Source organism: Schaedlerella arabinosiphila (genome assembly GCF_003885045.1).
GTDB lineage: Bacteria > Bacillota > Clostridia > Lachnospirales > Lachnospiraceae > Schaedlerella > Schaedlerella arabinosiphila.
The window spans coordinates 3,166,240-3,178,686 of the sequence record NZ_RHJS01000002.1; the positions used below are offsets into that span (position 1 = coordinate 3,166,240).

The following is a 12,447-nucleotide window of genomic DNA, read 5'->3' on the forward strand; positions in this document are numbered from 1 at the left end:
CTGAAATTATAATAATATCCTATAAAAGATGAATACTGGTATATTGTTGCTACCAAAAATCACTCTCATAGTTCTTTGTTATTCAAAAACTCTTTTTGCCTTACTTCCTTCTCCTTGAATTGCAGCTATAAGTCCTACTGTACGATAATAATCGCTTGTAAACAAATTTTTCGTATACACATATAAATAATTATTATACCTAAGCTGCAATGATGATCTAATCAAAACAAGACCTCACAATCTCAACAACCCGATCCTGCTCCTCCCCCGTCATCTTAATATCCGACGGCAGACACAACCCTCTGTCAAAATTATCCTTCGCCACATCGCACCTGACCCAGAACCCATCCTGATCAAACTCCGGATACTCTCTCTTCGATCCATCCAGCGTGATCTGATCATAGTTTCGAAAAACCGGCTGCAAGCTCATCGGCTTATACACAGGACAGCTCTCCACATTAAACGCCTCCAACGCGTCATAAATCTCCATCGGGGAAGCGGTCCCGTGCTGATTTGTGTAGGTATATTCCCGCTCCGACCTGGTTTCCTGAAACAAAATATTGCTCTCGCAGGTGATACAGGACATCCAATAGTTCGGCTCCGTCCCTTCGCCTACCGGATTCATATACATGATATCCCCGCCCAGCTTCTCCAGATATCTTTCATAAATCATCCGTTTCTTTGCGATATGCTCATCCAGATGCCGGAATTGCCCCAGGATCAGGCCGGCAACGATGTCGCTCATCAGGCAGTCGTCTCCCGGCTCCTCGTGCTGGCGCCATGGCGCCGCGGCTCTGGAATGGGATGCCCGGCTTCTCGCTTTTTTTGAACTGTAATCATCATCCGTGAGGAGCATTCCGCCTACGGAACCTGTGATGATCTTGTCGCTGCCGAAACTTAAGATGCCGTAATCGCCGAAAGAGCCGGTCTGTTTTCCGTGGACCTTTGCGCCCAGGGACTCTGATGCATCCTCAATGAGGAGCGCGCCGTGATCCCTGCAGATTTCCCGGATCTTCATGATCTGCCCGGGAAATCCGTATGCGTGGTTCATCATCACAAGCTTTACGTCGGGATAACGCTGAAACGCGATCTCCAGCACTTCCGGGTCCATTGACCAGTCCTCATCCGAGGCATCCACAAACACAGGTTCCCCGCCCTCGCTGACGATGGAATCCGCCATTGTGGACGATGCAAAATCCGAACAGAACACGCGCTTTCCCTGCAATGCCCCCACCGTTCCAAGACTGCCTGGAGCAGATACTGCTGCGCTGCCGTAGAGCCGTTCTGCGGCCAGCTTCACCGCCATGTGCATTGCCGCGGTGCCGGAATGGAGTGCCACCGCATGTTTTACGCCGATGTATTCCGCCGCTTCTTTTTCCAGCCTGGCCGTGTTCCTGCCAGTAAACCCTTCGTCAAATGCCTGGTTTATGAACGTTTTTTCATCGCTGTGCATAGTAGGCGATGCAAGTCTTACCCGCCTTTCAAATGTTCCTTTGTTCTGAAAAATACCTTTGAACCTTGGTTGTTCTCTGATGCACCTTGCTGCAATGTCTGTCATATTCGCTCCTTTTCGCATATATGCAAGCAAGGAACTGTATGGAAATATCCCGCGCAATCTGCACAAGTTATTTCCTGCAGTTCCTAACAATGAGTATATTCTATATAGAATACAATAAGGGGTTGCCGGTAAATTCCCGCAGCCCCTTAGCATGATAGGATCTTATTTATTGATCTTTTCTGATCTGATGCTTCCCCTTTTGAGCATAGCTTCGCCATCCGTGGTGTAAAATTCCTTTTTTCATCACCTGTCATACATTTAAGCCCGCTGATTTTTGGGCAGGCTTCGCCACCCGCAGGCTTGATGAATCCTCTTTGGAATCTTATCCCACGCTCATGATACGCGCTATGACCAGAATCAGGGGTGGGGTAACGTATACAGCGACTACCCGTCCGTCATCATATTTTCTATCTTTTCTTATTTTATGAATGCATGATTCGTTTCTCCTGTTTCACTGGCTTATCTTTTCTTCTCTTTTTGCTTTGATCCCATCATCATGTTCCGGAGTCTTTCCAGATTCACTTCTGTACCGTCATGCAGCACCATCGGCGCGCCGTTGTCATCCGGGAACCAGTAGCGTTTGGGCTTCACTTCAAATCCTGCCCTTACGGCGTGTCCGTTGATCCGGATGTCCAGATAGGCTTTCCGGTCGTGGACATTTACATCAGTGATGCGGTTCTCGTATGCTTTCAGCGGCCCTTTCATGACCACATACTTCCCGCCTTCGCGGTATCCGTATGACATCCTCAGAACGCCTTCTTCGGGGATTTTCGACATCACCGCCGCTGTTTCCTCTCCCCCGGATTTGCCGCCCTCGTCTCCACGCGGGCCGTTTTTGCTTTCTACGTCTCTGCATATGCCATCTCTGCCTGTGCTATCTTTACTTTCCGCATTTCTGCATAGACTGTTTCTGCATTCCGCGTCTTTGCCAACTTCACAATCCATATCGTCTTTTCCGCAAGTCAGCAGGAAGTCCAAAAATTCTGTCTCATCTTCTTTCAAATCCATCTGTACATATTTGTATGCACCGATTTCATCCGCTGTCCCGGCAGCAGCACCGCCGGAAATCTTTTTTTCAGTTATGCGCAGTTCTTTGATGAAAGAAGCTACGTCCTTCCTGTGTTCTCGTATGAAATGATGGAGTTCCTCCGGTTCCATATCGGAACGGATAAACAGATATCCGGGGAAAAGCGCCCTGATCTCCGTCTCTTTTTTGTCGTGTCTCCACAGCTCTATGCAGGGATAAAACACCGTGCCCCTTCCTTCCGGAAGTTTTTTCTTAAGTACCGTTGTTACTTCCCATTGCTTCAGTGTCTGCGTGTAGAGGACACAGTAATGGGACTGATTATCCTTGTCATTTTGCTTCATTGATCATCGTCCTAAATCATGGATTTTACTTTCTATGGGCCGATGAAGCTTCAGTTTCGAATCGCAGATTGCAACCATCTGCGAGATAGTCTCCGAAAGCCCGTGAAAACAGGATTCGTGAAAAACGGACCGACTAATTAAACCACCTTATCACTTTAAAAATCACCTTATCCCTTCTAGCTATACGACTTTGAAGAGCTACTGTTCTGCAGTGTCTGTGTCCGGTCACAATGTTTTGACTTTTTTTGTTGTAGATACAAGATTATAATTTCTGTATATGAAAATTTGGAAAGTTTCCAGATCGGTAAAAGAAAAGTCCGCCGGCATCAATGCGATTCCGACAGGGAAAAAATGGGTGTTGACAAATCTACCTGTTAGGTGTATTGTAACAAATGTCGAGATATGCTATAAAGTTTCTCGCAGATGGTTGCAATCTGCGAGAAAATTGTTGTATAGTTGTGCTCTTTCAAAGTGTCATTTCATTTATTTTTTCCAATTGGTCAATTTAGAGTGAGTAAAGATAATGTAATGAAAATCATTGATTTTTTCATTGCATTTTCGTATACTATTTAATATAATCAGGGAAAGTCAATTAAGAAAGTAAGAAATATTTTTTAATGTAAAAATATTTCGAAATTAATAATACATACCAAAGCAATGTATCTCTCCGTTGAGAGGATTGTTTTCAGGATAGTTTGACAAAAGGGTTATATCTGAATAAATGAACAGGAATTACTTATGTTTACGAATTCGAGTCCTACTAGGACAAAGAAAAGAAACAGCCGCGTTCTAGGAGAAGGCTGATTGGCAAGATTTATGAAGAAACCGGCTAGATCGTCCAAACAAACAGGAAAAGAGGCTGTGAAAAGAACATCTGACAGAGATTCCTCAAACCAGTTCCACTGACAAAGAACTGGAAGCGCTATGCCGGAAACAGGCTGAGCAGATCCGACCGAATGATGCAGAAATAGTCTCACTGAAAAAACTGGTCATGTAACTTACGTTATCAGTTAACGAATACAAGAGACGCTTTTCAAAAACAGAAGAACTTTCACGGATTTGACCGGAAAATAAGGGAATGGCGTTACAGTGGAAAAGGAATGAACGATAAGCATTATTTTCTGATAACTTCTTTATTATACCGGCTCAAAGCTGCACAGCAGGAGCTCTCCGCTTTTCGGTCAGGGGAGGTCATTGTAAAACTGAGCGCGGATTACGAAAGGATCATCCGCAGCCAGAACACCACGATAAAAAACTACAGAAAGAGCGTGAAAAAGAACTCCGAAAGCTCAAAAAGACCATTACCGAACTTTTCGACATTGTGGCAAGCCTTAAGAACCGCAATACGGAACTGAATGAAAAAAGGAAAAAGGCACTGTCTGATTACTACGAAATGGAGGCCAGGCTTGAGATTGCACAGTGGTTGATTGTAAAGCTTACCGTGCAGATCAACCATAATTATGAGAATTGGTCCCTTCCCTCGTCCATAATGCATTGACTGGAAGAAGATCGCGAACAACCAGGAAAAGACCGTAAAGAAGCCAGGTACCCAGCCAAGGCGTCCGCATCATCCCAAGAAACCTATGGAACCAAGGAAAGTTGTAGAGATAGAAATCGAAGAAAGATTTAAAGATGATCAGTGGTATGTCCCCACAAGAACTATCATTTCCAGCCAGGTCATAGGTGTCCATGTTGTCACGGTGTTCACCGAATATCATGCGGTGGAATTTTATGATAAAAAGAAAGGCGGGATGGTATCATCAAAACAAGCCATCCCTCGTCGGCCTCTGTATTATTGCCAAAAACTCCAATCTTATTCCAAAGGCTGGGCGTGAAAAGCAATGAATACAGAGGCTTAATAAATATGTAAAAAATTAAGAGTAACAGTATGAAATCCCTGAATGTGGTTATACTATAACTATAAAGAAATTTTCGACAGCAACTCGACAACAGCAAAACCGATAAAATAACAAAAAGCTTTTACATATCTGATTCTTATCAGGAAGTCCTAAATTTCATAAACACAAGATTGTTTACAGCTTCAACTGAATCATCGACTGTTACTTTTGTTGGTAATATTTCTAAAAGCTGAAGATTATCTTCAGTTTACATTCCTTATATGGCTTCTTTCACAGCATTACACACCCATTTAAGCTCCTCCGTTGTAATATTTGTACTGCATGGTAATGTTACTATCCTCTGCCATACCGATTCTGCAAGTGTAACATTTGATCTTGGGCAATCCTTATATGGTTTCTGTAGATGTATCGGTTTCCAAAACGTCCGCGCTTCGATATCCTTTTTTTTCAGCTTCTCTGTGAGAACCTTCGCAACGGCTAGATCTGTTCCCGGCTTCAGAACGATACCACTGAACCAATAAGAACTTCCATCTGTTGTCGGAAAACAAGTGATTGGCAGATTCTTAAACTGTTCCTCATAGAACGCTTGTACCTCTCTCTTCCGCTTAATGAAAGTATCCAGCCTCTCCATTTGTGCACATCCAACTGCAGCCTGAATATTCGTCATCCGATAATTAAACCCCACCATATCGAAATCATAGTCAGGCCATACCCGGGCTGTTGTTGTTATATGACGAAGTAAAGATATTAATTTTTCATCATTCCCAACTACTGCCCCACCGCCTCCGCATGTGATAGTTTTATTTCCGTTAAAAGATAGAACTGACAAATCCGCTAATGTACCAAAATTCTCATTTTTGTATTTTGCTCCTATAGCGCAGGCAGCATCAACGACGAGAGGTAAATTATACCTATCTGCAATGTCACGGAAAGAATCCATATCGGGAATATTCCCTAATGTGTATACCGGCATTATTGCTGCAACCCTACATCCACTCTTCTTATGTTTCAGTCTGCCGTTCTCTATCTCACATTTTTTTTCAATCTCTAATTGGACTATATTGGGGTCGAGGCACCAACTTTCGCTTTCTATATCCATCAGCCATGGAGCGGCACCACAATGCCTTATGGCATTTGCAGACGCGATAAATGTAAATGTTGGAAGTATAACAAGATCATCATACCCAACCCCTACTGCCGTTAATGCAGCATGTAGTCCGGTTGTTCCTGCAGATGTAGCAACTGCATATCTACTTCCCGTTGCTTCTGCAACCATACTTTCGAATCTCTTGACATATTCACCAACAGAACTGACATACGTAGTATCTATACAATTCTCAAGGTATTTCTTTTCATTCCCAGTAAGATTAGGCATAGCCAGTGGTATCATCATTATCCCCCATTACATTTTTCCATCCAACGATTTTCCCATCTCTATATGTTCAAAATTCGGCAAATAGGACTTAATAAGAGCTATTATTGTCTCTTTTGTAGTATTATCCTTTTCAAATATCGCATCTAACTGTTTTACTAATTCTTCTACAGCTATCCGAGAAGGCGCTGTCTTATCCACAATCACGCCAAGAGATAAAAAACGACCGTTATCTACAGATTCGAACTTTGTGTAAAATTCCTCAAATGCTTTTTCTCCAGATGTGTTGGATCTTGAGAAATAAACAGGATATTTTCGGCTACCATCTTTCAGTGCTTCTGCTTTTTCTTTTGCCTCCTGATCCGAACTACACTGTAATACATCATACCCATGCTCCTTAAGTAAATCCATTGCAATTGAGTCAAATGTCATCATCTGTTCTTCTTCGAGCTTTGGAAAGAATATTTCCCGATTCTCTCCTAATATTGCAGATAGCATACAAATCTGGCCACTTTCTGTTGGGCTAACAAAATATCTTTTTACATCAGACGGTGCAGAAATCGGTTGCATTTTCTCCATGCGGGCAATAAATCCTGCAGGCAGCGATCCATTAGAAAACGCCACATTAGCAAACCTTGCTGTTTTCACAGGAAAAATTTCAGAATACGAGAATATTAAGTCCTCCATTATTCGCTTGCTTGCTCCCATAATGTTGACCGGGTTTACTGCTTTATCCGTGGAAACACAAAAATATACACTGGGCGGATACTCAACCAAAAGGTCTAACAACTTTTTCGCATTAATTACGTTATTACGCAGAAGTGCCTCAACAGAATAAATATCCTTTTCTGATCTTACGTGTTTATGTGCTGAAAAATTTCCAATAATATCAAATCCACAATGCTTTCGGAACATTCTCCTAAATGTTGTGGAGCAGTAGTCCATCGGATACGAAACAAATTCATCCGGAAGATACAATCCGTTAGTTGACCGCAAATCCCTTATTAGCTCTGCCAATGCGTTTTCATTTATATCGACAATATATAGTGCCCCCGGATGGTAATTTAATACAGCCTTTATAAAAGAACTCCCTATACATCCAGCTCCACCGATAACAAGTATACTTTTACCAGCTATGGCTTTCTCCAATTCCTCATTATGAGATTCAATGTCAATTCTGAACATTGAATCATTTCTTTTAGTTACATATTTATTTATGAAATCATTTAATATCATCCAAAAAGCTCCTCCTATATTAATCACTCCTACGGTCATTTTACTAGAAATGCTCTTGATGCCTCATATACTTGCTTTATCCCCTCATTGTTCTCACAATAATACCGATGTAAAAATTCCATCATCTGAAAATCCTGTTCTGAATCAATGTCCAAAACAAGATAATCCTCCATGACAGATACTCCACAGCGATGATCCAATATAGTATTTGTAATTTCTTTCTCCAAGAATAACGGTCTATAGGCATATATGCTAGCATTTAATTCGTATGACTTCGGTGCCTCCTGTCTAGTAGTAAAGTTAGAATCACATATTTTATGATAAAACTCACCACGTCTCTCAACCATATTAAAATGAGGAGTTCTTCTGGCTGGAACCACACTAAAAACCAGATCGTACGCCTTATTCCTTTTATATTCCTTTAATACATTGTCTATATCATATACTCGCCGTAAAGGGGATGTTAAGTCCAAATCAATTACAACATCAAAAGGCCCTTCCTTATTAAGAGCATTATATGTATCTCTTATTACATCCACTTTAGCTACTTTATCTCCAGCGAGTTTTTCTTTTCTTGATACAAATCGAACCCCCTCAAGAACTGATTGTCTTTTTACTGATTCAATAAGATGTTGACTATCTGTGTTTAATCCTACAACAACGTTTTGATCCGGATGTTTACTTCTATATAGCTCTATTACCGCAAGCGTATAATACACCAACGGTACACCATTCATTTCTTTCAGATTTTTATTTTTGAATCCTTTTGAGCCTGCTCGTCCACAGATGGTAAATAATATATTCATTCCTCACCTCTTGCAAATCTCATCTTTATATGTCAATTACATTTGCTGAAATTCTTCGATCTCTCTATCCATCTCAGTTCTAATGCTGATCTCGTCACCACCATCCAGCCATACTTTTGTAAATTCTACAGTTTTTCTTATCGCTTCCCTGATATGCCAAACAGGCTTCCAACCAAAAGTCGACTTTAGCTTACTGCAATCCAGTTTTAGAAAATTTGCCTCATGTGGAGCATCAAACTGTGCTTTATTCTCCCAGGATAAAATAATTTCACTCCCCTGCTCATTCCAAAAATCACAAAAAATTGATACAAGATTTCCTGTTTCAACACAGTCAATATCATCAGGCCCCACATTATAGCAGCCACTATACTTTTTGTCCTCATATTGCGCCTTCACTATAAGCATATATGTAAACAGCGGCTCTAAAACATGTTCATATGGCCTCGTACTGTATGGATTACGGACAGAAATAACAGCTTTTCCTTCGCCGTTCCTGACTGACTGTAACGCCCTTACGCAATCAGGAATAATTCTATCATTAGCAAAATCCCCTCCTCCAATCACATTTCCGGCACGAGCTGTTGACACACAGACTCCACTATCCTGAAAGAATGAGTTCTTATAAGAGTGCGTAATAAGTTCTGAACAGGACTTAGAATTGCTATATGGATCAAATCCATCCAATTCATCAATTTCCCGATAACCATACTCCCATTCCACATTTTTATAGACTTTATCCGTTGTAACGTTTAAAAATGATTGAACTGAACTAGTTTGCCGGATTGCTTCACATATGTTTACTGTTCCCATAACATTCGTATCGTATGTATTCACAGGATCTTTAAAACTATCGCGAACAATAGGCTGTGCGGCAAGATGGAACACGATCTCTGGCTTAGTCGCCTTAAACACTTCGAGAAGTTTGTTCAAATCTCTCACATCAGCAGTAACTTGATTTAAGTTAGAATTATACTCCAAACCTGCAATTGTAAATAGGTTTGGTTCCGTTGGTGGATTCAATGCATATCCTGTTACTTCGGCTCCTGCCGAGAGCAAAATATGTGTTAGCCATGATCCTTTAAATCCAGTGTTACCAGTTATTAAAATCCTTTTACCTTTGAAAAAAGGAAATAATTGTTTGAATTTTTTAATTTTCATCATATCCTCGCAAATGTATAGTTTATTTTTCCTAAAAATAAATATTTACAGTTTTTGCATTATTTATAACCTACTAAATCTAAAACAACTATATCATTGTTTTCATAAACTATCTCTCCCGGTAAAATAATATTTGCATCCTGCTTAGATTTAAAAACAACTGCATGCGTCACCCCTTCTTCTACTAAAATATTTTTTGTTTCTTCATCGCCACAATAATAAGACTGGCATAAACTAATTCTATCAGAGACAAGTTGAGTATTAGGTAAATTTGTAGAGCCAAAGCCTTCAATATATACTTGTCTTTCAGTATACGCACTCGTTATAAAAGAACGAAATGAATCCGGATATAAAATTTTATTTGTAAGCAATACTGCATTATTTGGAGTATTATCTCTAATCCATCTCAAGCCCAAAATTTCATTTGCGGTCACATCATTTCCTGTTTGACTCACCGCTTCAAAATTTAATTTATAATCATTGCTATCAATAATGTAGATTGTTTTCCAATTATTAATAATGTTAACTATACATATAAAAATCAAGCAAAATTCAATAGTTATAACACATCGCCATTTTTTCTCTGATAAGTTCTGTTCTATTATGTATAAACTAAATAGTATTGCGAAACTAAAAATTTCGAAATAAAAATATATTTGAGAAAATCCAGGATGCGATATTAAAAAAAAGAGAAGGCCTCCAACAGATACCATCCAAAAAAGGCCCACTGAAATGATTAGGTGATCTTTACAGTCATACTTTATATGTTTTATTAGTATGATAATAGCTAATATAAAAACTGGAAATACGGCATAATTACTTTGAAAAATATACAAAATCAAAGTAATCATCAATGCTACATATTTTCCTAAAAATCCAACTGATAAACTTGTATAAATTTCTCTATAATGCCCGGTCAAAAACAATGATTTCGTTGCACTGACACTTAACTGATGACTACTTGTAGAAGATATCAAAGCATTTCCATCTATAATAAACACCTTGGAAACTAAATAGAATATCAAACAGCATCCTATCAAAAGTAAAACATTTGAAAGCAATTTTTTGTATGTAATACCATTCAAAAATAACATACTTGCAATACCAACTAATAACACCACACCACCTGAAGCTTTTAATCCGAGTGCGCCAGACAACATTACTAAAGTCAATATATATCCCCTTATATTTCTTTTGCTCAAAAATTTAAGGAATATAGAAAATGCAAAAATACTTAATGCACATCCCTCAATAAAGCCAAGTGAACAGCGGAAAATGTGGTATTGATAATATGCTCCAGTCCACGCATCAGCACCAGATGAAAATAATACCACAATACAAGCAGCTGCAATAGAAATTGGCCTGCTCATTAACTGCGAACCAAGTGTATAAATAGCTCCTATTAGAAGAAAAAGCTCCCAAATGAATGCCAAGCTAAAGCAAATGTCGTAAATTTCAATTCCTGTAGCATAATGAAGTAATGAAACTTGAAAACAGGAGAATAAGTGCCAATATAAGCGTAATCCTTTTATACTTAACTCTGGCAGAGGATATCCTTTTGTGGAAGCAACACAGTTTTTAAACCAATACGTCAGGTCTCTTTCTATGTCTGTATACCCTACATCTATGGCAGATCTATTAGGTATCTGATATATGATTACTCCAACAATATAAGCTATTAAAAAAATAATACAAATAAATATGATATCTACATCCTGTATATCTTCATTTATATCAATAAATACATCACCCAAAAAATGATTCACAATATATGATATTACTGATAGAGCTATAAGCATAGCTAAAGTATATTTTTGAAAACCGCATATCAACAATATTGCATAACACAATATGCACACAACATAACCTACGGCATATGATGAAAAATACAAAGAAAGTTTATTTCTAAAGGATATCCCTTTAATTCTACGAACAATAGTTAATCCTGGATAGAAAATAAATATTAGTTGTGCTATGATTAGTAATAATACTTTGTTTATCCCTATATGAATACCAGAAGTAAACAGAAAAACCAAAAATAAGATGATCGGTATTGCTGATTTATACGATTTTATAATTTCTTTCATCAAGCTAATGTAACTCCTATCTATACCTACTTATTCAGCAAAACTACTTGATCTTCTTTCATTGAAAATCAAACCAAAAAACTTATTGCTGTTTCCTCAATATTCTACGTATTTTTGTATCATCCCCCCATACCGCTTTAGAATCGTAAGGTCTCTCTGGAAATATACCATATTGCAGTCTAATATTAAATTTATTTTCTATAATAAAACGTTCCACTCGATCTGCTAATTTTTCAGGCCGACCATGACACACATTAATAATTCCTAATTCTTTATCTTGAAGAACTGTTGCGGCAACCATGCTGCAGAAATCGTCATAATCAATAAAGTCAAATTGATTCAATCCCATAGTAAAAGGAAATTCTGTCTTACCAGCTTTCTCAGCTTTAACAATTTTTGAAAATATCGAACTTCCGCATTCAGAATTTCCAACAATATAAAAGCCTCGTATCCACTGAAATGCAATATTACGCTGTTTACATATCATTTCCGTCAAACAACGTAATGCGTTTTTACTAATTCCATATGGTGTAGTTGGATTGCAAGGTGTATCCTCTTTAATGCTCCCTTCAAAAAAACCTACTTCGTGCATAGACCCCATGACTGCAATTCTAGCAACACCATGTTCAGTCAATCGTTTTATAAAAGCATAATGGCTGTTCAAGTCTTTAATATGGGTATCAGCGTAATGCACAAATCCATCCCTCCAAGCAAGATGAAGTAAGACATCTGGTATTCCAACTGTTTTTATCAAATTATCATTCTCAAATATATTTCCAACAAGCTTAATAGCTCTTTCATCAATGTAGTCTAATTCAAAATCTGCCGCTATAACTTCCGAGCCTTTATCCAACAAAGCTTTAACAATACCTTGCCCTAAATATCCATTTGCGCCAGTTACCAATACTCTCATAATGAGTTCTCCTTCTACTCTATAATCAACGCCTGAATTCTATTTCCACAACAGATCTGTTCATGTTTCTTAGTTCAATATGATTTGAAT

Annotated in this window: 10 protein-coding genes; 2 read left to right on the plus strand and 8 right to left on the minus strand. The window is 38.9% G+C overall.

Annotation, left to right across the window (positions count from 1 at the left end; genetic code table 11):
• Positions 1-217: 217 nt before the first annotated feature.
• Positions 218-1,558, minus strand: a complete 1,341-nt coding sequence (locus tag EBB54_RS15255; RefSeq protein ID WP_125128065.1) for a DegT/DnrJ/EryC1/StrS family aminotransferase — start codon at positions 1,556-1,558, stop codon at positions 218-220.
• A 459-nt stretch (positions 1,559-2,017) separates the two neighbouring features.
• The gene (locus EBB54_RS15260; RefSeq protein WP_125128066.1) at positions 2,018-2,926 is read right to left on the minus strand and encodes a transcription termination/antitermination NusG family protein; all 909 of its coding nucleotides are present in this window, start codon (positions 2,924-2,926) and stop codon (positions 2,018-2,020) included.
• A gap of 1,321 nt (positions 2,927-4,247) precedes the next feature.
• Between EBB54_RS15260 and EBB54_RS30185 the strand changes: the two genes are divergently transcribed.
• Both EBB54_RS30185 and EBB54_RS15265 read left to right on the plus strand, forming a co-directional pair.
• Positions 4,248-4,424, plus strand: a complete 177-nt coding sequence (locus EBB54_RS30185; protein ID WP_154677794.1) for a hypothetical protein — start codon at positions 4,248-4,250, stop codon at positions 4,422-4,424.
• A gap of 85 nt (positions 4,425-4,509) precedes the next feature.
• On the plus strand, positions 4,510-4,761 hold the full coding sequence (locus tag EBB54_RS15265) for a hypothetical protein (RefSeq protein WP_125128067.1): 252 nt from the start codon (positions 4,510-4,512) through the stop codon (positions 4,759-4,761).
• Positions 4,762-5,041: 280 nt separating this feature from the next.
• Here the strand turns inward: EBB54_RS15265 and EBB54_RS15270 are convergent, their stop codons facing one another.
• The 6 genes from EBB54_RS15270 to EBB54_RS15295 all read right to left on the minus strand — a co-directional run bounded on the left by EBB54_RS15270 (position 5,042) and on the right by EBB54_RS15295 (position 12,357).
• The gene (locus EBB54_RS15270) at positions 5,042-6,178 is read right to left on the minus strand and encodes a DegT/DnrJ/EryC1/StrS family aminotransferase (protein ID WP_243127685.1); all 1,137 of its coding nucleotides are present in this window, start codon (positions 6,176-6,178) and stop codon (positions 5,042-5,044) included.
• 9 nt (positions 6,179-6,187) lie between these two features.
• Positions 6,188-7,393 (minus strand): polysaccharide biosynthesis protein, encoded by a 1,206-nt coding sequence (locus EBB54_RS15275; protein ID WP_125128068.1) that lies wholly within the window; start codon positions 7,391-7,393, stop codon positions 6,188-6,190.
• Between the two features lie 35 nt (positions 7,394-7,428).
• Positions 7,429-8,199, minus strand: a complete 771-nt coding sequence (locus tag EBB54_RS15280; RefSeq protein ID WP_125128069.1) for an acylneuraminate cytidylyltransferase family protein — start codon at positions 8,197-8,199, stop codon at positions 7,429-7,431.
• A gap of 36 nt (positions 8,200-8,235) precedes the next feature.
• A complete protein-coding gene (rfbG, locus tag EBB54_RS15285) occupies positions 8,236-9,360 on the minus strand; it encodes a CDP-glucose 4,6-dehydratase (RefSeq protein WP_330554523.1) in 1,125 nt (374 codons plus the stop codon).
• 56 nt (positions 9,361-9,416) lie between these two features.
• Complete coding sequence (locus tag EBB54_RS15290) at positions 9,417-11,444, minus strand: hypothetical protein (protein WP_125128070.1); 2,028 nt, start codon at positions 11,442-11,444, stop codon at positions 9,417-9,419.
• Between the two features lie 82 nt (positions 11,445-11,526).
• Entirely contained in the window at positions 11,527-12,357 is an 831-nt protein-coding gene (locus EBB54_RS15295) for an NAD-dependent epimerase/dehydratase family protein (RefSeq protein ID WP_125128071.1), read from the minus strand.
• Positions 12,358-12,447: the final 90 nt, after the last annotated feature.

Bases quoted from the DNA above. Each gene is read 5' to 3' on its own strand.
- EBB54_RS15255 (WP_125128065.1), bottom strand. From the start codon at position 1,558: ATGACAGACATTGCAGCAAGGTGCATCAGAGAACAACCAAGGTTCAAA.
- EBB54_RS15260 (WP_125128066.1), bottom strand. From the start codon at position 2,926: ATGAAGCAAAATGACAAGGATAATCAGTCCCATTACTGTGTCCTCTAC.
- EBB54_RS15265 (WP_125128067.1), top strand. From the start codon at position 4,510: ATGGAACCAAGGAAAGTTGTAGAGATAGAAATCGAAGAAAGATTTAAA.
- EBB54_RS15270 (WP_243127685.1), bottom strand. From the start codon at position 6,178: ATGATGATACCACTGGCTATGCCTAATCTTACTGGGAATGAAAAGAAA.
- EBB54_RS15275 (WP_125128068.1), bottom strand. From the start codon at position 7,393: ATGATATTAAATGATTTCATAAATAAATATGTAACTAAAAGAAATGAT.
- EBB54_RS15280 (WP_125128069.1), bottom strand. From the start codon at position 8,199: ATGAATATATTATTTACCATCTGTGGACGAGCAGGCTCAAAAGGATTC.
- rfbG (WP_330554523.1), bottom strand. From the start codon at position 9,360: ATGATGAAAATTAAAAAATTCAAACAATTATTTCCTTTTTTCAAAGGT.
- EBB54_RS15290 (WP_125128070.1), bottom strand. From the start codon at position 11,444: ATGAAAGAAATTATAAAATCGTATAAATCAGCAATACCGATCATCTTA.
- EBB54_RS15295 (WP_125128071.1), bottom strand. From the start codon at position 12,357: ATGAGAGTATTGGTAACTGGCGCAAATGGATATTTAGGGCAAGGTATT.